Origin of the sequence: Chondromyces crocatus, assembly GCF_001189295.1 — a bacterium.
GTDB lineage: Bacteria > Myxococcota_A > Polyangia > Polyangiales > Polyangiaceae > Chondromyces > Chondromyces crocatus.
Genome location: NZ_CP012159.1, coordinates 259,647 through 282,584, shown reverse-complemented (window position 1 = coordinate 282,584; position 22,938 = coordinate 259,647). Strand labels below are relative to the sequence as shown.

General features: G+C 68.6%; 17 protein-coding genes. 4 read left to right on the top strand and 13 right to left on the bottom strand.

Features of this window, described 5'->3' with window-relative positions:
• Positions 1-23 precede the first annotated feature (23 nt).
• The gene (locus CMC5_RS01005) at positions 24-929 is read left to right on the top strand and encodes an alpha/beta hydrolase (RefSeq protein WP_245678209.1); all 906 of its coding nucleotides are present in this window, start codon (positions 24-26) and stop codon (positions 927-929) included.
• Between the two features lie 206 nt (positions 930-1,135).
• Here CMC5_RS01005 and rpsD read toward each other — a convergent pair whose 3' ends face one another.
• Both rpsD and CMC5_RS00995 read right to left on the bottom strand, forming a co-directional pair.
• On the bottom strand, positions 1,136-1,747 hold the full coding sequence (gene rpsD / locus CMC5_RS01000; protein WP_050428659.1) for a 30S ribosomal protein S4: 612 nt from the start codon (positions 1,745-1,747) through the stop codon (positions 1,136-1,138).
• Between the two features lie 458 nt (positions 1,748-2,205).
• Complete coding sequence (locus tag CMC5_RS00995; RefSeq protein ID WP_245678207.1) at positions 2,206-3,363, bottom strand: P-loop NTPase family protein; 1,158 nt, start codon at positions 3,361-3,363, stop codon at positions 2,206-2,208.
• Here CMC5_RS00995 and CMC5_RS00990 point away from each other — a divergent pair.
• Positions 3,362-4,162, top strand: coding sequence for an SDR family oxidoreductase (locus CMC5_RS00990; protein ID WP_050428657.1), 801 nt, complete (start codon positions 3,362-3,364; stop codon positions 4,160-4,162). The two genes, CMC5_RS00995 and CMC5_RS00990, sit on opposite strands and share 2 nt — an antisense overlap.
• 53 nt (positions 4,163-4,215) lie before the next feature.
• Here CMC5_RS00990 and purU read toward each other — a convergent pair whose 3' ends face one another.
• From purU to CMC5_RS00945, 9 genes are all read right to left on the bottom strand, one after another.
• A complete protein-coding gene (gene purU, locus CMC5_RS00985) occupies positions 4,216-5,112 on the bottom strand; it encodes a formyltetrahydrofolate deformylase (protein WP_050428656.1) in 897 nt (298 codons plus the stop codon).
• Positions 5,113-5,181: 69 nt separating this feature from the next.
• Positions 5,182-5,937: an FHA domain-containing protein gene (locus tag CMC5_RS00980; RefSeq protein WP_050428655.1), complete on the bottom strand. Its 756-nt coding sequence runs from the start codon at positions 5,935-5,937 to the stop codon at positions 5,182-5,184.
• Positions 5,938-6,207: 270 nt separating this feature from the next.
• Complete coding sequence (locus CMC5_RS00975) at positions 6,208-7,347, bottom strand: aromatic ring-hydroxylating oxygenase subunit alpha (RefSeq protein WP_245678206.1); 1,140 nt, start codon at positions 7,345-7,347, stop codon at positions 6,208-6,210.
• 63 nt (positions 7,348-7,410) lie between these two features.
• Positions 7,411-8,079, bottom strand: coding sequence for an MGMT family protein (locus CMC5_RS49075; protein WP_281180808.1), 669 nt, complete (start codon positions 8,077-8,079; stop codon positions 7,411-7,413).
• 18 nt (positions 8,080-8,097) lie between these two features.
• Entirely contained in the window at positions 8,098-11,064 is a 2,967-nt protein-coding gene (locus CMC5_RS00965; RefSeq protein ID WP_063796191.1) for a HEAT repeat domain-containing protein, read from the bottom strand.
• Complete coding sequence (locus tag CMC5_RS00960; protein ID WP_050428654.1) at positions 11,064-12,257, bottom strand: VWA domain-containing protein; 1,194 nt, start codon at positions 12,255-12,257, stop codon at positions 11,064-11,066. Before CMC5_RS00960 ends, CMC5_RS00965 begins: the two co-directional genes overlap by 1 nt.
• Positions 12,254-14,638 (bottom strand): DUF5682 family protein, encoded by a 2,385-nt coding sequence (locus CMC5_RS00955; RefSeq protein ID WP_050428653.1) that lies wholly within the window; start codon positions 14,636-14,638, stop codon positions 12,254-12,256. Before CMC5_RS00955 ends, CMC5_RS00960 begins: the two co-directional genes overlap by 4 nt.
• Entirely contained in the window at positions 14,638-15,723 is a 1,086-nt protein-coding gene (locus tag CMC5_RS00950; protein WP_050428652.1) for an ATP-binding protein, read from the bottom strand. The genes CMC5_RS00955 and CMC5_RS00950 overlap by 1 nt, the downstream gene beginning before the upstream one ends.
• A gap of 79 nt (positions 15,724-15,802) precedes the next feature.
• A complete protein-coding gene (locus tag CMC5_RS00945) occupies positions 15,803-16,213 on the bottom strand; it encodes a hypothetical protein (protein ID WP_156338019.1) in 411 nt (136 codons plus the stop codon).
• Between the two features lie 430 nt (positions 16,214-16,643).
• On the opposite strand from CMC5_RS00945, the gene CMC5_RS45590 reads away from it, so the two are divergent.
• Positions 16,644-17,150 carry a hypothetical protein gene (locus CMC5_RS45590; protein ID WP_169796417.1) on the top strand — a complete coding sequence of 169 codons (507 nt, stop codon included), beginning with the start codon at positions 16,644-16,646 and terminating at the stop codon, positions 17,148-17,150.
• Positions 17,147-17,719, top strand: coding sequence for a YIP1 family protein (locus tag CMC5_RS00935; protein ID WP_050428649.1), 573 nt, complete (start codon positions 17,147-17,149; stop codon positions 17,717-17,719). Before CMC5_RS45590 ends, CMC5_RS00935 begins: the two co-directional genes overlap by 4 nt.
• A 184-nt stretch (positions 17,720-17,903) precedes the next feature.
• Here the strand turns inward: CMC5_RS00935 and CMC5_RS00930 are convergent, their stop codons facing one another.
• A complete protein-coding gene (locus CMC5_RS00930; RefSeq protein WP_050428648.1) occupies positions 17,904-19,127 on the bottom strand; it encodes a M43 family zinc metalloprotease in 1,224 nt (407 codons plus the stop codon).
• Positions 19,128-19,207: 80 nt separating this feature from the next.
• The gene (locus tag CMC5_RS00925; RefSeq protein WP_245678204.1) at positions 19,208-22,879 is read right to left on the bottom strand and encodes a pre-peptidase C-terminal domain-containing protein; all 3,672 of its coding nucleotides are present in this window, start codon (positions 22,877-22,879) and stop codon (positions 19,208-19,210) included.
• Between the last annotated feature and the right edge of the window lie 59 nt (positions 22,880-22,938).

Here is a 22,938-nt window from a genome sequence, read left to right as displayed (position 1 = left end):
GCGTTGCTGTTAGCATGGGTCCGATGGTGCGAAGGCGGCAGGTCCTGACCAGCCTCGCGGCGCTTGCATGGACGGGGTGCCGAGGTGGCTCCTCTCGGGCTGACGATCGCACGATCGAGGTCGATACCCGCTGGCGAGAGCTTCGTTTCGAGGCTGGCGCCGCGAACGGCGAGGCGCAACGTGCGCTGCTGCTGGTGCCCGACGGCGCCCCGCGACGGCCGGTGCTCGTCGCGCTCCACGGGCGTGGTGAGGCGGTGCGCGGCCTCGACGCGGGGGCGCGTGGCTGGCGTGATGACTACCACCTGGACCGGCTCTTGCGACGGTTGCAGGCACCACCCCTCACGTCGGACGATCTCGGAGGGCTCGTCGCGCCAGAGCGCCTGATCCAGATGAACGCCTCACTCCAGAGGGCACCGTTCGAGGGCATGGTGATCGTCACGCCGTACACGCCGGACAACCGGGATCGGAGCCTTGCAGCTTCGCGCGGGTTCGCGCGGTTCCTCGTGGAGCAGCTGCTGCCGCGCGTGCGGACGGAGACTGGCAATGGGATGGGTCGACAGGCGACGGGCATCGATGGGGTCAGCCTGGGAGGGCGTCTCGCCTTGCAGGTCGGGCTCTCGCATCCCGAAATGTTCGGCGCGGTGGCAGCGCTGCAGCCTGCGCTTCAGCTGGGCGAGGCTGTGGCGTTCGCCGATCTGGCTCACGCGGCCGTGCAGAAGGCGCCGCTCGCGTTGCGCCTTGTCTCCAGCGAGAGAGACCCGTTCTTGCCCGCGGTTCGTGCCTTGAGCGAGAAGCTCGACGAGCGCGGCGTGGCCCATGAGTTCCACGTGACGCCCGGGCCCCACGACTACGCCTGGAACCGGGGGCCGGGGGGAGCAGAGATGGCACTCTGGCACGAGCGCGTGCAGCGTGGGCTGCCGCCACCCTGAGCTGCGCCAGGCTTCCTGGTCCGCTGTATGCGGGAGGTCTCGAGACGAACTCGGGCGCACTCACCTGGCGAGCCAGCCGACGCCGGCCAGCAGAGGGTGGCTCGTGAGCGTGTCTCGGGCTGGTGGCTCGAAGGCCAGCTCGGTCCGGTGAAATTCGGCGCGTGAGAGTGAGGGAGAGAAGGGCCGACCTGAGGGTCGGCCGGAGATCACAGGCGCTGCGAGTAGAACTCGATGATGAGCTGGACCTCGATCGCGAACGGAACGCTCGTCTCGTCGGGGAGAGAGGCCACGCGCGCCGATCGGGTGTCCTTGTCGACCGTCAGCCAGGTCGGAGCTTCCAGGTCCTTGCGGGCCAGGCCGGTCTCGACCGTCTGATGGGTGCGGCTCTTCTCGCGCAGGCTCACCGTCTGGCCGGCGCGGAGCCGGTAGGAGGCGATGTCCACGCGCTTGCCGTCGACGAGCACGTGACCGTGGGTCACGAGCTGCCGCGCGGCGGGGATCGTCCGCGCGAAGCCCGCCCGGAAGACCACGTTGTCGAGGCGGCGCTCGAGCAGCTCGATGAGCTTCGCGCCCGCGGCGATGTCGCTTCCGCGTGCCTCGATCATGAGGTTACGGAGCTGCCTGTCGGTCAGGCCATAGTTCAGGCGGAGCTTTTGCTTCTCGCGGAGGCGCAGGGCGTACTCGCTGAGCTTCTTGCGAGCCTGCCCGTGCTGGCCGGGAGGATAGGGACGACGCTCGGTCTTCTTCGCCGACAGGCCAGGAAGCTCGGTCCCGAGCGCGCGCATGATCTTGACGCGAGGTCCAGTGTACCGGCTCATCCGCGGGCCCTCCCCATGGCGGTGTGCGCGCCGTGAGCGGCGGCCTTCCGAGCCTGCGGCGCCTCGGCGCCCGTGGTTGCAGACATGTTCATCGAGCTACGCTGTCCTTTCTCAATCTCTCTCTGCTGAGCGTCTTTCGTGCCGGTTGACGGAGGGTGGGACCCGAGGTGGGTGGACCAGATCGTGATCAGTCGTCGAAACATCCAGCCTGTGACCGTAGCCGCGGTACGCCGGTGGGCACCGCATAGCGCGAAACACGCCAGGGATGGCGGACTTTCAACCTGGATCCGCCTGCGACCCTCAAATCGACCCAGCGGAGTGATCCGTGGCCGACGGTTCGGGCGCCTCCAGGGATGGATTTCCCGGGAGGAGACCGACCGCGGGGCGGGCGAAGGTTAGGCGCAGGGCCACCAGGGAACAACTTTTCAGCCGGGTGGCGCGCGCCGCTCTGGTGGTGCTCACAGCCCCAGGCGCGCCAGGAGGGCTTGCACCCGGAGCGAGGCTTCGAGGCTGCCCGAGTCGTGGGCGTGATCCATGGCCGCGAACAGGTGAGTCTGCTCCAGATCGAGCCGCTCGGGGTGGCGCTCCAGGAGCTTCACGTAGTGATCGAAGTGGCGAGAAGGCGCGGCGCGGGTGCGCGCGGCGACGACGTGCTTCACGGTCGCGTGAAGGGCGATGCGGCCGGGCAGAGGCTCTTGCACCAGCCGGAGTCCCCGGATCTCCGAGAGAGCGGCCTCTTGTTCTCGCCCAGCGCGGGCGAGGGTCCCCAGGGACACTTCATCGATGTGATCGCCGCCCATGTGGCCGAGCACGGCCATCATCCGGCGAGCCGCGGGGGTCAGGTGGCCCCAGGACCAGGCCACCATCAGCTCCACCTCGGGCAGGTCGTCCTCGTGGGCGATCGCGCGCACGCGGTCGACGCCTCGGTCGAGGAGCCAGCCGCGGAGGGGGTCGACATCGACGACACCCCTCGTCACGGCGGCGTTCGCGATCTCGAGCGCGACCGGGTTCCAGCGGAGAAGCCGGGTGAGGGAAGTGACCGCGGGGAACGGACTCTGCCCCGAGGTGACGAGTGGCGGCGCGACGGGGAAGATGGTCACCCCGGCGATGAGGCAGCGGCGAGCGGTGATCACCCAGCTGATCGGCAGGCCGCGCAAGGCGTCGAGCAGCGCCGCCACGGCGCGGTCGTCCTCGTGGTTGTCGAGCACGATGAGCGCGCCTTCGAGGGCCTTCAGGCATCGCCGGAGGGCCGGAAGCGAGTGCGGATCGCCGGAGCGGAAGCGCAGGGCGAGCATGCCGATCAGCGTCCGCATGTCCCACGCCCCCACGCGGATCCAGTGGATCCCGCCCGGGAGGCTGGGCGCGAGCTGGTGACCGAGCGCGCAGGCGAGGGTGGTCTTGCCGCTCCCCCCCGCGCCGACCAGAGCGATCCGCGTCGGGTGGGCATGCGCGACGGCGGCGGTGAGCGTTTCGAGCTCGCGACGCCGACCTCGCAGCTCGGCGGGCGGAGGAGGAAAGACAGCGCGCGTCATCGGGGAAGAGGGTAGCACCGGGATGCTGCGCGTGAGCCGCCGGTGGGTAGCCCCGTCGACGGCGCCGGAGTAAGGCGCGGGCATGGAGAGCATCTTCCGGGATGGGCTGATGAAGGACCGCGTCGCCGTGATCACCGGCGGCGGTAGCGGGATCAACCAGCGGATCGCTGAGCGCTTCGCCGCCCAGGGGGCCCGCTGTGTGCTCGTGGGTCGCACGCAGGAGAAGCTCGATGCGGCGGCCCGAGGCATCGCCGAGGCGGGCGGCACTGCCGTGGGGTTCGCGGCCGACGTGCGGGACTATGCGGCGCTGGAAAAGATCATGCGCGAGACGCACGAGCGCTTCGGCGAGATCGACGTGGTGGTGTGTGGCGCCGCGGGGAACTTCCCCGCGCCGGCTGCCGCCATCTCCGCCAACGGGTTCAAGTCGGTCGTGGACATCGACCTGATGGGGACCTTCAACACCTGCCGGGCGGCCTTCGAGCACCTCCGGAAGCCGGGGGCATCGATCCTGAGCATCTCGGCGACGCAAGCCTTCTCGCCCACGCCGCTGCAGGCACACGTCTGCGCCGCGAAGAGTGGCGTGGACATGGTGACCCGCGTGCTGGCGATCGAGTGGGGCGCTTGCGGTGTGCGTCTCAACGCCATCGCGCCCGGACCCGTGGACGACACCGAGGGCATGCGCCGCCTCACGCCGACTCCGGAGATGAAGGAGAAGGTCATGCGGGCCGTCCCGATGGGTCGCTATGCGACCCGTGACGAGATCGCCGATGTGGCGCTGTTCCTGTGCAGCCCGGCAGCCGCTTACATCACAGGGGCCGTGATCGTGGTCGATGGCGGCATGTCCCTGCTCGGCTCCAGCGCGATGTTCAATGTGATGAGCTGAGCCAGCCCCGCCGGGCCGTCGCCGGATGGCGTGAGCCGGTGCCCCTCACGACCTCACAGCACGATCGTGCGGCGACCCGCCACGATGACCCGCCGCTCCAGGTGGGCCCGGACCGCTCGTGAGAGCACCACCCGCTCCACGTCCCTCCCGACGCGCGTCAGCTCCTCGGGGCCGAGCGCGTGTGTCACCCGGGCGACGTCTTGCTCGATGATCGGTCCCTGATCCAGATCCTGGGTCGCATAGTGCGCGGTCGCACCGATGAGCTTCACGCCACGCGCGTGGGCCTGGTGGTAGGGCTTGGCCCCCTGAAATGCGGGCAGGAAGCCGTGGTGGATGTTGATCACGGGTGGCGCCGCCTCGAGGAAGCCCGCCGTGAGGATCTGCATGTACCTGGCGAGGACGACCAGATCGACATGGTGCTGCGCGGCGAGCTCCAGGAGTCGACGCTCCTGATCCTGCTTGGTCTCGGGGGTGACGGGAAGACAGACGAAGGGGATGCGGAAGCTCTCGGCGACGGGCTCCAGCGTCGGGTGATTGGAGATGATGAGCGGGATCTCACAGTTCAGCTCACCCGCGCGTTGCCGCAGCACGAGATCGTACAGGCAGGCCGGGTCCTTGGTGACCAGGATGGCCACACGCTGGACGACATCGGTGTAGCGCACCGACCAGTCGGCGGAGATCGACGCCGAGAGTTCCCCGAAGGCCGTCTCGAGCGCGCCCCGCGTCGCCGAGCCGCGGAGCGCCTTGCTCGCTGCGGGGGTGGAGAGGCCGGCGAGGTCGACGACGAGGCGCATGAAGAAGCGCGCTCCGCCTTCGGCGTGAATGTCGGTGTGGTTGCTGGCGTCGATGATGTTGAGACCACCGGCGTAGAAGAAGCTCGCGAGTCGCGCGACGAGCCCGGGCTGGTCGGGCGCGGAGACGAGAAAAAGGGCGTGGACAGGCTGGCTCATCGGCGCACGCCCTAGCGCAGCGGTGGGCCGATGGCGAGGGGGCGACGTCGCGGTGCGCTCACGGCCAGCTCAGCCGGCCTCCACGAGGCACACCGCATCGCGTGGGAGACAGAGCGTGTAGCCCTGTCCTTTGCGCAAGCGCACGAGGCGCTGTAACAGCGCATCGCGATCGAGCCCACCGAGGGGGGAGAGACGATAGCTGCTGCCACTTCGTGCGATCAGCGAACGCAGCCTCTCCTCGTCGAGTGAACCCTCCTCCAGCAAGGCGCGCACCGCCTCGCGGATGGCCGTGATGAGCGCCGGAGCGGTCTCCCCTCCACCGACCGCATCCTGCAGTGCTGCGGCGGCGACCACCTGCGTGGGCGCCAGGGCGAGCATGGCGAATGCGCGGGCCGCAGCCGCAGGCAGGTCCAGATGCCGCCCATCGAACTGCACGGCGCAGGAGTCTCCGTCGCGCAGGATCATGAAGATGGGGGTCGCGTCCGTGCCTTCCGTCGCCGCGCCGTCGAGGGGTGAGGCCGCTGGTCTGACGATGGCGAAGAGGATCGCGCCGATCTGCACCCACGACCCATCGTTCAGGAGCGCGCGCACCCCGCGTGTGACCGGCACGCTGTCCACGAAGAGGCCACTCGAGACGGACAGGTTCTCGATCCGGAGGGGTGATCCCAGGAAGCGCGCATGACGACGCGAGATCGATGGATGGTCGAGCCGGATGTCGACACCTGGATCACGCCCCAGCACCGCGCCCTCGGGTACGTCGAGCGTATCTCCGGTGCGCACGCGGCCCCCGCCCACGACATGCTGCACGCACAACTGAACGAGCACTTCGATCCAGCGTCTAGCATCTGGATCGCTCGTGCTGCAAGGCAGGGAACAGCGCTGTGATTCAAGGAAAACGTCGTCCACGCGTGCTGGACGGAGCGATGTCACCGAACGGCGATCGTCTGCTGTGCGGCATTCCGTCGTCGGACGGAGATCGTTGATCCCGCGATACCTTGGGACCGCCCCCGGAACCCTTCGTGCTCCCGACGTGAACGTCACGGGGTGAGACGTGGACGGTATCCGATGACACGCGCGCCGAACGAGGAGCGGACGTCAGACGAGAAGCGTCACCTGCTCTTCGTGCACCTCGTCGCCACCCGACGCGTCCCCACGTTCGGCCTTCTTCAGGAGGCGCCAGATGTGCCGCCCGAGCACGTCGATCTCGGTCGAAGCGTACTGTTCGCCGCCGAAGCGCTGAATGTTCTGTGTCTGAAGCTTCAGGATGGCCGCGTCCTGCGCGAACACGCGCAGCCCGAGAGGCATCAGAAATGGCTTGAGCAGCCAACCGGGAAACAGCCGCACCCTGAAGCTGACCACCGCGTAGATGTGCGTCAGGAAATCGGAGACCGGTGTCATCGCCGCGCTCACCAGGAAGTGGTTCTCGGTGCCGATGCGGTACTCCACCTCGGCGATGGAAGGCAGGATGAACCGATCGAAGTGAGTCACCAGCCCCCCCGAGGGCGAGAGGATCCGCGCCACGAGCCCCGAAGGTCGAGGCTCCCCCACGTACTCTGCCACGACCCGGTCGCGTGACCGTTGCACGTTCGCCGTGATCTGGATCCCGCGTGTGTTCGAGCGGAACAGCCCCCGGTGAAGGAACTGTGTGTGCGGCACGTCGAGCGCGTTCTCCAGCGCTGCGTGCATCGTCGACTCGGACTCGACCCGTCGACGTACCGAGGTGTAGCCCTGCTCGCCGAGCTGGGGAAACCGGTAGGGAAGGGACGTTGGCTCTTCTCCGGGGGTCGAATAGACCCAGATGAAGCCGTCCTGTTCCACGGTGGCGAAGCTCGTCGCGTTCCGCGCTTTGCCTCCTGGCTCGCCGATCAAGGAAGGAACGAACCGGCAGGCCCCCCGTCCGTCGAAGCGCCACCCATGGTACACGCACTGCAATTGCCCCTCGACGACGTCTCCAATCGACAGCGGGACGTTGCGGTGCGGGCACCGATCCAGCAGGGCTCCTGGGCGCCCCTCGCCATCGCGGAACAGGACCAGTGGCGTCCCGAGTAGCATCCTTGGGACTGGTTTGCGCCCCAGCTCCGAGGCGTCGGCGACGATGAACCACTGGCCTGGCAGGCGTACCACCGATGCCCGCACCTTGGCCTGAGGCGGCGCGAGCAGCGCGCGGACCGGCACGAGCGGACCGGGATCGGCCTCCTCGCCCGGCGTCATCGACACGGTCTCGGGAGGCACCATCGCCGCAGAGCGTTACCCGTTTTCAGAGGGCTGACAAGCGGACCCGCTCGGCCTGGTCTCGAGTCAGCGCGTCCGGCGTTTCGTCGAGGGTCCACGTTGCCTCTTCGTGGCGCCTTTCGTTCTCGTGGCGATCTTCGCGAGAGCGCTGCTCCTGGCAGCGCTTCTTTGCGCGGCGCCCTTCTTTCTCGTGGGCCCCTTCTCGGGAGGACTGTTCTTCGTGACGCCCTTCCTGGTGGCGCTGACCGTCTTCGTGACGCCCTTCCTGGTGGCGCTGACCGTCTTCGTGACAGCCCTCTTCGTGGTGCTGGCCGTCTTCGTGGCACCCTTTTGGGTGGCGCTTTTCTTACGGGGCGTGACCACGGGGCCGCTCTCGAACCAACCGAACCGATCGAGCGACACCCCGCCGCGTTCGTCGATGGCCACTCCTTCCGCTTCGAGCAGGGCACGTTGGAGCGCGCCTCCCACGGGATCCTTGATGGAAATCGCTGCCCGCTGTCGTGAGCGACTACCGAGCACCCGCTGCCAGGGCACCCGGCCGCTCTCGCCCGACTCCCCCAGGGCTGACAGGGCGTGCCCGACATGGCGTGCCGCGCGAGGATGCCCGGCCATCGCCGCCACGGCCCCGTAGGTGCAGACGCGGCCCCGCGGAATGCGGCGGATGACTTCGTAGAACTCGGCCCACCACGAGACCGTCTCGGGGATCTTGGCTGCCTCTCTCCGCGGAGCGCGCATTCGGGGAATCATGGCCTCTCAGCCCAGCACCTTGCGCGCATTCCGCGAAGCCCGCAGTGCGTCGGGCGTCTCCTCGCCGGCGAGCAGCTCCTTGACCACCGAGGCCACGGCGCGTCGCGTGTACACGTGCACCTCGGCGAGCCGCAAGCTGATCTGGGCCTTCTCGGGCAGGTCCGCCTGGCCTCGCCGCGCCTTCAGCCGCGCGGTCAGAAAATCGGCGAGTTCCTTGTCGTCCAGCGCTTGTAGCGCCGACAGCGCGGCTTGACGGGTCGCGATCTCGGGGCGGGCTTCGACGAGCGCGACCAATGGCTCGAGCGCCACGGGGCCGAAGCGGCGGATCGCATCCATCATGATGCCGGGCTTGTACCCCTCCGCATAGGCCGAGAGCAGCTCGTCGAGTCCACGTACGTCGCCGAGGAGACCGAGCGCCTGCGCCGCGACCCGCGCGCTGTGCTCGTCCTCGGCACGTGACGCGAGCATCCGCACGAAGACTTCCACCATCTGGCTGTCGCCGAGCATGGCCAGCACATGGCATGCGTCGTCTCGCACCAGCGTGGAAGCATCGCTCCAGAACGCCTGCCGGATCGCCGGAATGGCCGTGGCGATGCCCAGATGCTCGAGCTGACGCAGCGCCTCCAGACGCTCCTCCCGCTTGGGCGCGGTGAGCAGCTCACGGCACAGATCCTCCACCTGCCGCTGCTCGTCGAGCTTCCTCCGCCGCACCGTCACGTCGGAGCCGACCTGGGCGACCTCGATGGCGTCCAGCGCTGCTCGCGCCAAGGCGCGCACCCCTCCATCACGCGACTCCCGGCTGATCTGGCGGAGCATGAGTTCTGCGTTTGCCGCGAACGTCGCCCGCTGTCGGTCCTTCACCGACGCGAGGCCCACCCCCTCGAGCACGCGCACCGCCGTGATCCTCGCCATGCGTGCGGTGGTCACGCTCAGTGCCTTGGCGGCGGCCTCGATGCCCTCCTCCGGGCGCGACGCGAAAGCCGCCATGACATGCGGTGCCGCGGCGCCATCCGCCCAGATGGGGAAAATGCTGGTCACCAGCGCTTCCGGCGGTAGCGCCTCGTAGTAGCGCGCGTAGTGGATCGCTGCCTGGTAGCGGTTGAGCGTCCCCTGGGCCCGACGACGGGTTACCTCGCCGGGCTCGAGCAGCTCTTCCGGGGGATGGACGTAGACTCCCGCGTAGGTCGGGACGGCCACGACGGTCGCCCGGTCTACGTGGGCGGCGGCCGTGAGGCGCACCAGGGCGATCTCCAGCACCTGGTAGAGCTTGATGAAGTCGTCGAGCCGCTCGCTGGGCTCAGGCTTCAGCGCCAGCGTGCGAAGCAGCGCCGCCTGCTTCGAGAGGCCCAGCTCCTCGAGCCGGAGCGCGAGCGGCTCCGTCCGGCGCGCCGTCAGACCCGAGAGGCCACCCAGAAAGAGATCGGCCAGCTCCTCGCGCACCTCTCCGAGTGCGATGGCGGCGCCGGAGATGCCCGCCGCGCGTGCGGCCACCACCCAGGCGGAGCCCTCGAGCGCCACCTTGCGCTCCCCGTCCGCATCCATCACCCCGCGTAGCTCCAGACCGAGTGGTCCTTCGATGATCGCCGCTGCTGGCCACAGCGTCGCCAGGGCCGCGTCGATCCCCATGTCGCCCACGAGCGCGCGCAGCTTGCCCGCGTGCAGCGCGCCAGCGAGCCGCTCCTCGAGCGCCTGATCTTCGGGCAGGTGCAGCGTGTTCCCCTGATCGTCCACCGCCTCCAGCCGGTTCCCACGGAACAGGAGCGCGTCCACCCGCAGCGCTACGGGCATCCGATCCGGCGCGAAGATGTCCTTCCGGTGCTCTTGCAGCGCGGCGAGGGCCGCGCCGGCTCCGGGCAGCGCCTTCTCCACCATGGCTGCATACACCGATGGATCGAGCAGCCGCCCGTCGCCCAGGTCGTCGAAATCGATGCGATGGGGCGCGAAGCCGGGGAAGGTCGTCCCCCGCGCGCCAGCCAGCAGGTACCCCGCGCGGCTCGGCTTGGGTTCGGTCCGCCTGGCAATCGCTGCGGGCAAGATCTGCTTCTCGCTGTGGTGCAGCCCCGAGGCGATGTCGAAGAACCGGCTCTCGCGGACCACGAATCCATCGCTCGTCGTCTTCGTGATGAAGGCGTACTCCACGAGCTGGAGGTCCCGGACGGGAACTCGATCCCCCTTCTGCCACGTCTTTCCGATCAGCTCTTCGACATGGCGATCCTCCAGGGGTTCACCCCCGAGGTGCTTCTCCAGCTTGCGCGCCGTGAGCAGCAGATCCGCGAGCAAGCCCGTGTACCTCCCTGGCATCACGGTGGCTCCCGAGGTGCGTGCCGCTCCGAGGAGCTGTCCCAGCTCGATGGTCCGCGCCGACAGCCTGCGCAGTCGGTTCTCCCGCAGCGTCTGTCCGAGGAGCTGCACCTGCTCCTCTCGCTCCTCCGACAACGACGCGACCCCGGCGACCCCGAGTTCACGGACCAGCGTCCCCACCTGCTCCACGCCAGCCCGCATGAGTTCCTGGGCGCTGACCTTGCCCTTCTTCACCTCGTTCCGCTTGGGCGCCCCCGGGCTCGCCGCGCCCGGAGATGCGCTTGCGCCTGTGCTCGCAGCGCTGCTCGCCACGGCCCCTGGGGCTGGACCGTTGCTCACCAGGAACGACTCCGGCGCGCGGGCCCAGGCCACCATCAGCGCCGCTCCGTGCTTGCAGAACCCTCCTCGACCACGCCCCCGCACCGCTGCGGGGCAGGAGCACTGCGCCTTGAAGGTGGGGATGGGCTTGTCCGCGTAGGTGATCATCACCTTGTAAGGCGAGGCGCCGGAGCCCTTGGCATCGCAGAAGAGCTTGGCCCTGTGGCGAGAGAGGTTCAGGAGCTGCCCCTTGTCGTACAGCTCGGCCCCCTTGCGCAGCTCCCCCGCGTCGGAGATCCAGCTCCGCAGCTCGCCTGTCCCGATCCGCTTCGCCTCCTCCAGCGTCTCCGTCATCACTTCGCCTCCTGCGCGACGAGCGTGCTCAGGTCCTGGCCTTTCATGACCCGCTCCATCACCCGCACGAGGAGCTTCGGCGTGCAACCGAAGCAAGGGATCCCCAGCGTGGTGAGCTTGCGGGCCATCTCGTGGTCGTACGAAGGGGTGCCGCTGTCGGTGAGCGCGAGCAAGCAGAGCACCTTCACCCGACTGTCGACGAGCTGCTGGAGCCGCCCCAGCAGCTCCGTCGCGTTGCCCCCCTCGTAGAGATCGGTGATCAGAATGAACAGCGTCTTGTCGGGTCGCTCGACGAAGTTCTGCTGCGCATAGGCCACGGCGCGGTTGATGTCCGTGCCCCCGCCGAGACGGGCGGTGAAGATCACCTCGACCGGGTCGACGAGCAGGTGCGTCACATCCACGACCTCGGTGTCGAAGAACAGGAGCCGCGTCTTCAGCACCTCGAGCGACGCGAAGATCGCGGCCATGATCGAGCTGTAGACGACGCTCTCTCCCATCGACGCCGACTGATCGACGACGACGGCCACGTCCCACTCGTGCCGCCTCTGCTGGTTCGCCCAGAAGTAGAGCCGCTCGGGGACCAGGCGCTTGCGCGCCGTGTCCCATCCCTTGAGGTTCTTCTGGATGGTGCGTTTCCAGTCGAGGTTGCGCATCACCCGCAGCGGGCTCGTCGTGTTCCGCCGCAGCGCACCGACCACGGTGGTGCGGATCTCGTTTTCGAGCGTCTTCCGGATCTCCTCGACCACCTCGCGCACGATCTGTCGCGCCGCTTCCCGTGCCCGATCCGGGATGAGTCCGCGCGCGCTCATCAGCGTGGCCACCAGCTCGACGTTTTTTTCGAGCAGCGGCAACGTCTCCGGCTCGAAGAGGAGCTGGGTCAGACCCTTCTTTTCGATCGCGTCCTTCTGCACCAGCGCCACCACCTCGTGGCTGAACAGCTCACGCACGGCGGCCAGCCACTTCGGGATGTACGGGCGTGACGCGCCGAGGCCGCCCTCCTTGGCCTCGTAGACGAACGACAGGGCCTGATCGAGATCGCCCAGACGTCCCGGTTCGAGCCCCACGCCACCGGCCTCCTCGGTCAGGCCCGTCAGTGCGAACCGGCTGCTCGTGCGCTCCGCCTCCGAGCCCAGCGCCAGCCGCCAGCGGAGCAGCGCCTGTCGGTCCTCCGGTGTCAGGTCGTCCGTGCTCATAGCAGGTCGTCCAGGTCGTCCATGGCTTTGGATAGATCCTCCCCCATCTCCTCGATCCGTTGCCTGTCTTGCTCCGCGAGGACGGCCTGCGCCGCCTGCGCGTGATCGGCGATGCGCCGTGCGGCGAGCACGTTCTCCAGCAGGTATCGTCGTTCCGTGGCGCCGAGCCGGGAGAAGGCGCGTCGCAGCACGGGCAGGCAGTCCCTGAAGCGCGCAGGATCGATCGCGGCGAGGAAGGCATCGAGCGCCTCCACCACCGGACGGCTCTTCACCATCACCAGCGCATTCACCTCCAGAAACCCATCCAGGAAAGCTGCCGCGGGGAGGGGTTCGCTGGCCCCGCCGAGGCGCAGACCCACGAGCGCTGCCACGTCGGTCTCGTCGATCTCCTGCGCGAGGTAGAGGAGCCCGCAGCACAGGCCCGAGCAAGAGGGGTTCACACCCAGGTCGTCGGTGATCTCCCGCGCCACCTCGAGCCACGCGCGCCCGTCGAGGTACGACTTGGAGAGCGCCAGCTCGTGGAGCGTACGCAGCGCCGACTTTGCCGGCGCCACGGCGTCGTCGTTGCCCATGCACCCACCACGCACCCGGAGCACGGCCCGATCGAAGCTCTTCTGTGCGAGCGGGAGCAGCACGTGGTCCCCGATCGAGGAGCGAGAGCGGGACGAGCCAAACGATGCCAGGTACGCCACTTTGCTCGCAGCCCGAGCGAGCGAGGGGAGGTCGTCATCATTTGCGGCCAGTCGATCGCACGCGCGCAGCGATGTGGAGACCGTCACCGGGCAGCTCGTGAGCACCGCGTCGAGCATCACGTCGGCCGCGTCGCCTGCGCCACCCGCCGCTGCCAGGCGCTCGTCGAGCCCGCGCGTCACCACCTGCTCGAGCGTGCTGCCGAGGACGATCTTCTCCACCAGCGCCACGTCGGTGGCCGGCGTCCACTGCACCTCCCACGCCTCGCTCACCTGGGCGAGGAAGGTCTGTGCATCGACGGTCGCGCCCTGCGGCGTGCGCCGCCCGCTGCCGCGCTGTGTCCCCAGGTAGCTCGCATACGGAATGTCGGCGATGCGCAGCCGATGCAGGAAGACGCTGGTACCGACCTCCGTCTCGTTGGTCAGCTTGAGGGTGAACGACTCCGGAGCGTCCGTCGCCGGCAAGCGGCGCTGGCCCACCTCGCGCCAGAACTCCTCCTGCAGCGAGGTCTTGCCAATCTGGCTCGCCACACGGCCGACGCTCCGCCCGATCACCGAGGGCCATAGGAAGCCATCGACGTGGGTCGCATCGCCACGGCAGAGCGTGGCGATGGTCGCTTCTCGCACCTCGTCGAGCCCTGGCCCAGCCTTGTCCCGGATCTCGGCGAGGCGCACCGCCAGCCGGTAGGCCTCGATGGTGTCCGAGAGCGACGCCATGAAACCCCGCAGCCGCAGATGCTCGGTGAACTCGACCAGCACCTCCAGGGTCGCTCGCTGGAAATCGCAGCCCGCGTCATGGGCGCGCTGGTAATAGCGCGGCGCGCGGTTGCCAGCCCCGTACCCGAGCTGCTCGGCGAGCCGCGGAAAGCTGTACGGGATCAGCGTCGCCGTCGCGGGGACGGGCGCTGGCAGCTCGTCCTCCAGCGCGAAGTCGACGTCACCGGCCACGAATGCCGCTGCGTGCGCCGCACCCACCACCACGGCGATACGCTCGGCGGGAAGATCCGGACCGATTCGCTCCAGCACCTGACGCGCCATGTACGCATCGCGCGCCCGGTGCACCAGCCGATCGCCTTCGCTGCGTACCAGATCGGCGTAAGCGAGCAGCGCGTCCCGGAACGAACCTGGGTCATAGGCCGGCGCCTCGAACGAAGCCTCCCAGAACTCCTCGAACGAGCGAAAGCCCCGCGCCTCCGCGCACGCCTGGTAGATGTTGGGAACATCCTCCGTCTCGTCTTCTCCCTCGACCACCTCACCCGCCGCCGACGCGGGAAAGCCGTCTCCGTCGTCCTCCTCGTCGCCGTCCATCGAGCCCGGATCGTCCAGATCCTCGTGCCCCACCGGCTCGCCCTCGTAAGGCGCGAGCGCCATCCCGATCGGGACATCGATCAGCTCCGCGCGCGCTCCGCGCTCGGCAGCCCAGCGGACGGCCACGTACTCCGGGGAGTAGGTGGCGAAGGGCCACAGCGACGAGCCCGGGGTGCCGTCGATGCGGTAGCCGAGGATAGCCACCGGCGGCACCGTCCCTGGATCCACCAGCGCGTCGAGCAATGCCGTCGCATCGCTCGGCCCCTCGACGAGCACCAGGGAGGGGCGCGTCTGGTCGAGAAATGCCCGCAGTGCTGCGCTCGAGCGCGGCGAGTGGTGCCGCACCGGAAAGACGTGCACCGACCGGAGCTGGGCCAGATCCATCAGGCGCTGAACCGCTTCTTGGCGGCGCTGTAGAGTTCCTTCCACGGACCGGAGCGCCCCTTGGCCACGGTCTCGCAGTACTCGCGCACCACCTTCACATCGTCGCCGCTCTCCTTGGCGACGGCGCCGAGCAGCGACCGCGCCAGGTCCTCCGGCGTCACCTTCCCGTCGCCGAACTGCTGCGCCAGGATGCCGCTGTTGAACAGCACGCTGATCGCCTCCGCCGTCGAGAGCACCGACCCCGGCTGCTTCACCTTGGTCTTGCCGTCCTTGGTCACCCCCGCTCGCAGCTCCTGAAACAGCGTCACCAGCACCTTCGCGAGCTCGGCGGGCGGCTCCACCCCTACCTGGTAGTCGTTCCGCAGCTCGGCCTCGCGTTTGGTCACGATGCGGATCTCCTGCTCCAGATCCTCCACGACCGGGACGGTGACGAAGTTGAAACGTCGCTTCAGCGCCGCGCTCATCTCGTTGACCCCGCGGTCGCGCGTGTTCGCGGTGGCGATGATGTTGAAGCCCCTGGTCGCGCTCACCGCTTCACCCAGTTCGGGAATGGCGATCTGCTTCTCGGAGAGGATGGAGATCAGCGAGTCCTGGACCTCGGACGAGGTGCGGGTGACCTCTTCCAGTCGGGCGAACTTTCCTTCTCGCATCGCGCGGAGGATGGGCGAGGCGACGAGTGCCTTCTGGGACGGCCCCTCGGCGAGCAACAGGGCGTAGTTCCACCCATACTTGAGCTGCTCCTCGCTCGTGCCCGCGGTGCCCTGGACGACCATCCCCGAAGTGCCACTGATCGCGGCCGCGAGGTGCTCCGAGAGCCAGCTCTTCGCCGTCCCCGGCTCACCCACCAGCATCAAGGCGCGGTCCGACGCCAGCGTCGCGATCGCGACCTGCACCAGCGCGCGGTCGCCGATGTACTTCGGGGTGATGGCGACCCCGGAGACCGGCTTGGGGCTACCCATGAGGTAGGTCTCCACGGCGCGTGGAGAGAGCCGCCATCCAGGAGGACGGGGGGCCGTGTCGGCAGAGGAGAGGGCCTCGAGTTCGGCCTGGTGCTTCACCTCGGCAGGGAGGCGGATGTCACTCATGCACCCAGGAGTAACGGAAGCGCATCCCTGAATCCAGCCCGGCTCGGACGTACAAAGGCCGCCCGGGCCGGCCTCGGGGTCACTTCACGTCGACGTCGAAGGAGATGCGCTTCGTGTACTGCTGGCAGCTCTCCTCGCCCTTGCACGTGGCGAAGCGCAGCTCCCCCTTGATGGTCTTCGTCCCGGGCTCGTCGGCCTCGAACGCGACCTGGAACTCCAGGGTGCTGTCGCTGAGCTTCACCGCGTCGGTCGCGGTCTGCCGCGTCTTCTTGACGCTCACGCCCTCGGGCGGGTTCACCGTGAGGCGGGTCGGGTACTTCTTGTTGATGTGGGTGTCGCCCTTGGACGTGACCTTGACGGTCACCACGGACTCGGCGTTTGCCTTCGCCTTGGGCGCGCTGATCGCGAGATCGTAATAGCTTTCGGCGAGCGCGGAGCCGGTGAGGCTGGTGGCGAGCAGCGCAGCGAGAGCGACGGTCTTCTTCAGCATGACGGCGGAGCGATACACGAGGCGTGCCAGACGACGAGAGCGGTAAATCCATCGTGAATTCAGCGCTTTGGTGCCATGAGGTCGGGGGTGGAGGACCCCTGGTGGATCATCGATGCACCAGGGGTGTCGACCATGTCCTCGACCGACCGCACCCCCACGTCTTCTGGTGATGGCTTCAGACGACCGTGTCCTCGGCGCGCAGCCCGGAACGGTCGGCGTGCGGGCGCGCGCTCACGGTGATGTCACATCGGATCGAAACACCATTCTGTCCGCTCCCACGTATCATCGCCCCCGCGGTGCCAGCCGTGCTGAACGCACGACGGGCCTGAAGCTGCATGAAGCAACTCCTGATCGGGCGCGGAGGAAGCCACCGATGGCGACCGGCCTGGCGATCGTTCAGGCTTCGATTCGGCTTCGGAAGAGGGGGCGGATGGACACCGACGGGCAGTGCTGGCGACGGATGAGGGCCTTCGACGTGCGCATGGAGCCCCCGGACCTGTTCCAGTCGCGCATGATCGGAGACCTCGAAGAGGCTGACGTCCACGTGTTCCACGATCTCATGTACGCCGAGCGGAGCCGACACGGTCGTCTCATCTGGCTCGCTGATTGCTCGCGTCTGGGGGACCTCGATCCCGGCGCTCGACGTACCGTGGGGCAGCGCGATTTCGGGCATCTGTTCTGGGCCGTGATCATTCACGGCGCCAACTTCAGGCAGCGCGTGCTCGTGACCATGATGTTTCACGCCGCACGCCTCCTCAGCCGGGACAAGGACCGGAAGGACCTCCAGCTCCACTTCGTTCCCGACGAGGCCGCAGGTCTATGCCTCGTCGAGGAGCTGCGCCTGGCAGCCATGCCGCCGCCACGGAACTCCGAGGTGCGTCCCGTGACGCACGCCTCGTCGCATCCTTCGCGGCGTGGTACGCGCGTGGTGTCGTGATCCGGACGCTCGCAGGACTCCTTCTTCATCCTCGGAAGACGCTCGGCGCGCTGGCGCAGGCGGGTGACCCTCGTGATGGCCTCGTGCCCGTGCTGCTCCTCGGCGCGCTGTACGCCGCCTTCGCGCTGCTGCTCCACCTCGGCGGTCACGCCCCGTCGGTCACCCTGGTGCCCATCCCCCGCGATCGCTACTACCTGTGGCAAGCGGGCTTCGTCGCTCCGCTCTTCGTGGCGCTCTGGTGGATCTACGGTCTCACCGCGCACGGTCTGAGCCGGCTCGCAGGAGGGCGAGGCGACAGGGGCGCGACCTTCGCCGTCATCGGCGTTGGCTACGCGGTCCCGGTCACGGTGTTCTTCGTCCTACCCGACCTGATCGTGTACCTCGTGGCAGGCCACGGCGCGCTCGCTCGTGCCATGCCCTTCTACGCGCCGCTCGCGCTCTTCGGCGTGCTCACGCTGTGCGCGCTCGGGCTGCGCGCGGTGCATGGCCTCAGCCCCGCTCGTGCAGCGCTGGTCTCGCTGACCGGCTTCGTGCTGCAAGGCGCTGCTGGCGGGATCCTGCTTCGCTGAGCCGAGGAGCGCGCCGAGGGCTTCGCCCGCAGGGGCTGGCCTTCGCCAAGATGGCCGTGAGGTCCTCGTTGACGCGAAGCACGAGCGCCTCGTCCGCCGCTCGGTGCGACGGACGACCTCGGGGTTCGACGTGGGTGGCGTGTCGAGGTAGTCCCTCGCGTGGAGCGACGGACGTCCCGCAGGATCAGCGGCGGTAGGTCTGCCAGGCCGTCAGCATGCGCTCGGCCTGTCCTGGCGAGAAGCCGTTGAGGCACTCGTCGTCCGAGTAGTCCATGAAGTTGTGGATCGGATCGAGCCCTGCCGCGCTGCACGTATCGCGCCCCGCGGTGCAGTTGAAATCCGGCGATGCCTCGGCGGGCGTGTCGAGCACGTAGTCGTTGTACTTGTCACAGCCGCCCTGGAACGTGTGGAAGAGATGCATCCAGTGGCCGACCTCGTGCGTGCCCGTGTCGCCCAGGTTGTAGGGGGCTGCGCTGCCGCCGGGGAGGGACGAGTGGAGCAGCACCACCCCGTCTTCGTGGGGGAACTGCTCGTAGTAGCTCGGGAACGTCGCCCACCCGAGCAGGCCGCCGAGGAGGTTCGCCGTGTAGATGTTGAGCGTCTCGGGGCCGCCCACGCGCAGCGCCGACTTCGCTTCCGTCTCCTGCAGGCTCCCGGCGCCCATGTTGTACCAGTCGGCGTTCGTGACCCGGTCGATGGAGAGCAGCTCGAACTGGAACCGCGTCGGTGCGCCGCCGGTGAGCCCAGCATAGGACTCGTTCAGCACCTCCATCTGGTCGTGGATCATCTGATCGGTGACGTTGCCGTTGCCGACGCCAGCACCCTTGTTGATCACGTGAAAGGCGACGGGGATGACGATGACGGCGGGGGGCGCTGCGTTGGCGGCCTCGAGCAGCCGCGTCTCGGCGAGCTGGGCCTCCACGATCAACGCCTCTGCGCGGGTGAGGTCCGCAGTGCCGCAGGAGCGCCCCTGGGGTGCTGGCGGGGGGGTCGAAGGATCGATGGAGTACCCGCCCGAGGGGTCGTTGTTCTGGTCCTCGGGATCGGGATCCGCCATCGCCTCGGCAGGCGGCGTCGTCTGCTCCTCGGGATCGGGGTCCGCCATCGCACCAGGGGGTGGGGTCAACTGTTCTTCGGGATCGGGATCGGCATCCGTGGGCACCTTCGGAGCCAGCTGCTCTTCCGGATCGGGATCCGCGTCCACGGGTCTCTTCGGAACCGCTTGCTCCTCGGGATCGGGATCCGCCATGACCTCTCCCGCGAGGTCATTGGCATGATCCGGCACGGCGCCGTGCTCGTCCCCTTCCGCGGCTCCACCGACCACGCACCCGCCCGCGCCGACGAGGCCGGTGGCAAACAAGGTCAAGGCCAGCGCGCTCGTGTATCCCCAGCGTCGATTCGTCGGCATGTGCTGCTTCCCTTCTCGAATCGGCCACCCACCACCTCACGGTGGCGGGTGACTTCGGATCTAAAAGCCCCTGGGTATTCTCAGCGAACCGTGAGCGCTAGGCGATAGTTGAACGACGATGCGCTGCTCGAGGCGAACGTCGACGAGCGAACCCGGAGGTAGTAGGTCCCCGCCGAGAGGCGGTGGGCTCCGGCATCCCGGGCCAGCGCGCCGGTCCCGTCCAGCACCGAGCACAGCCCACGTCCGTCGTCATCGTCATCGGCGAGCTGATTCCCGCTGGCATCGAACAGGGTCAAACGGCTGTCCAGCTCACCGGACTCGCAGGACACCGTATCCCCTTCGAGGATCTCCGCGCGGATCGACTGGCCTTCGGCCACCTGGACGGCGAAGAAGTCGCTGTCCTGGAAGGTCGGATGAGCACCCAGGAGGTACACGTCCGTCCCACTCAGTGGGTTGGCCGTGGCGATGGAGCCGTTGTCCTCGGCCTCGCTACCAGCGCTCGTCTGGGTGCGCACCTCGAGCAGGTAGAACGGGATGGGGGCGTCGTTGCCACGCTCCTCGACCTGCAGGTAGTACGCGCCGGCCGGCAGTCGCACCACCAGCGCCGAGCAGCCACCGATGCCGCTCGCCAGATCGTCACCGACGGTGTCGTCGGCGGCGAGGATCGCTCCGGTCTCGTCGAGCACCCGCAGCGTCGAGGTGATGCCGCCGCGGCAGTCCGTCGCCGTGGCATCGAGCACCTCGACGCGGACCACCGTCTCTGCCGCGAGGCTCACGTGGAACAGATCCTGATCGCCGATCGTCCCGATCGCGCCCGTGATCCGCGTGTCCCCCGTGATCTGCAGGGGTGCCTGGTCGGCCTCCACCCGGCTGTCGTTCGGCTCCACCTCGGGGACGACGCCTTCGAGCTGGCAGGTGTCGCTGCACCCGTCACCGGAGGTCGTGTTCCCGTCGTCGCAGCCCTCGGGTGCGTCGACGAACCCGTCACCGCAGGTCGCGATCCGCTCGCAGGTCGCCGTGCAGCCCGGGCCGCCATCGCATTGCTCGCTGCCCTCGACCACCCCGTCGCCGCAGACCGAGTCGACATCGACGATCAGGGTGTAGCCCGGGATCACGTACTCGTGGTTGAAGCTCTGGACGCGCACGTAGTACGTCCCAGCGGGGAGCTGCGCCACCCCGGGCGTCGTGCCTGCCGACAGGAGCGAGCAGGTGGCGAGGCCACCGTCGTCGTCCGACGCGAGCACGGTCACACCGTCGCTGTCGAGCAGCTCCACGTAGGTGTCCGTCGCGACGCACGACCCGGCCCCGTTGGGACCGAAGGTCTCCACCCGCACATCCGAGACCGTCGACAGCTCGAAGGCGAACACGTCGACATCCGTCTCGGGGGTGATCGCGCCCAGCGTCAGCGCGCCGAGCGTGACCGGCCCGTTCGCGTCGGCCTGGCCGGCGGTGTCGTTGGGCTCCACCTCCGCAGTGGCCTCCAGCGTGCAGGTGGCGCTGCAGCCATCGCCCGATACCGTGTTGCCGTCGTCGCAGGTCTCCGGCGCGTCGACGAAGCCGTCGCCGCAGACCGGGATGCGCTGGCAGAACTGATCGCAGTTCGGCGTGCCGTCGCACGCCTCGCTGCCCTCGACGACGCCGTCACCGCACAGTGCAGCGAACTGCACCTGCAGCATGTATGCGGGGATGATGTCGCCGTAGTACTCGTACACCCCGACGTAGTACGTGCCGGCGGGGAGCTGGATCGCCCCAGGTCCCGATATCCGCGAGCAGCTGTTGATGCCGCCCTCGTCGTCCTCGGCGAGGAGCGTCGTGCCATCGGGTGCGACGAGCTCGAGCACGGTGTCGACGCCCGAGCAGGAGCCGGGCCCCGAGCCGTCGAAGGTCTCGATGACCAGGTCGGCCACCGCGGGCACCTCGATGGCGTAGTAGTCGATGTCCCCTTCCGGATCCGCCGAACCGGAGAAGATCACGTCGGGCAGCGTCGTCCCGTTCGCCTCGGCCTCTGCCGGGGAGTCGTTCGGCTCGATCTCGGAGACGATCCCTTCGAGCTGGCACGACGAGTCGCAGCCGTCACCATCGACGGTGTTGCCGTCGTCGCACATCTCTCCGCTGCCCACGATGCCATCACCGCACACCGCGATGAGCGTGCAGTCGGCGTTGCAGTCCGGCGTGCCGTCGCACTGTTCGCCGAGCTGCCGTACGCCGTCACCGCAGAGCGAAGCGTAGCGGACCAGCAGGTTGTAGCCGGGGATGGTCGCGTCGTTCAGGTACTCGCGGACCCGCACGAAATAGGTGCCAGGGGCGAGGTTGGCGAGACGGCTGTTGATCGATGGATCCAGCCGCGAGCACGCCAGGATGCCGCTGTCGTCGTCGGAAGCGAGCACCGTCGACCCGTTGGGTCCGATGAGGGCCAGCGTCGTGTCGACGGTACCGCACGAGGACAGGCTGCCCTGCTCGAAGGTCTCGATGTGCAGGCTTGCGGTGCTGGGGATGTCGATGGCAAAGATGTCGGTGTCGCCGATGGGCGTGATGGCGCCCGAGATGAGCACGTTCGGCGTGAAGTGCGGGTTGTTCCGCGCTTGCGTCGACGTGTTGTTCGGTTCGATCTCGGCTGTCGCGCTCTCGAACTGACAGATGGCGCTGCATCCGTCACCGTCGACGGTATTGCCGTCGTCGCACAGCTCGGTGCCTTCGACGATGCCGTTGCCGCACTCGGCGAACAGCAGCGCCGTGTCGACCAGGTAGCCGAAGGTGATCGGATCGGCGTACGGCGACCGGGTGACGCCCAGGAAGTACTCCCCCTCGCCCAGCCCCTCGACGGTGATCCGCGAGCAGTAGTTGCCGCTGTCAGCGTCGATGTCGTCATTCTGGGCGACGATCGTGCCGATCTCGTCGTAGAGCACGAACGCCGGATCGAGGTTCGGCATGCCGCAGGTGAGCCCGCTCAGCCCGGCGACCGCATCGGCCACGAACGAGCCCTTGAAGCCCTGGGGAATCTCGAAGCGGAAGTAGTCCGCGTCGCTCTCCGGGTTGATGTGGCCGCGCAGCCGCGAGCCTCCGGCGAGGATGGTCTCCAGCTCGTTGGCCTCGACGGCGCTGTCGTTCGGCTCCACCTCGCACGTGGCCTCGATCTGGCAGAGGGCCGAGCAGCAGTCGCCAGCGGCGGTGTTGCCATCGTCGCAGGACTCACCCAGCTCGATCACCCCATTGCCACAGACCGGCATGGGATTGACCCCGCCGCCCTGGCCGCCGTCGCCACCTTGGCCACCCATGCCGCCGGTGCCACCCGTGCCGCCGGTGCCACCCGTGCCGCCGGTGCCACCCATGCCGCCGGTGCCACCCATGCCGCCGGTGCCACCCATGCCGCCGGTGCCACCCATGCCGCCGGTGCCGCCCATGCCGCCGGTGCCACCCATGCCGCCGGTGCCGCCCATGCCGCCGGTGCCACCCATGCCGCCGGTGCCACCCATGCCGCCGGTGCCACCCGTGCCGCCGGTGCCACCCGTGCCGCCGGTGCCACCCGTGCCGCCGGTGCCACCCGTGCCGCCGGTGCCACCTTGGCCGCCGGTGCCACCTTCACCACCGGCGCCTGCAGCACCCGCGCCATCGCCCCCGTCGCCGCCCGCGCCCCCGCTCCCGGTGGCCGGGATCTTCGAACGATCCGGGCTCGCGATCAGCTCGCATCCCGTGCTGCTCGAGAGCAAGATCCCGAGCCCCACGCACCACGCTACTCGCTTCGTCACGCTCATGCCGCCGCGCCTCCCAGGCCGCCGATCTGTGCCAGACGAGTACCCCGGATCGGGGTCGC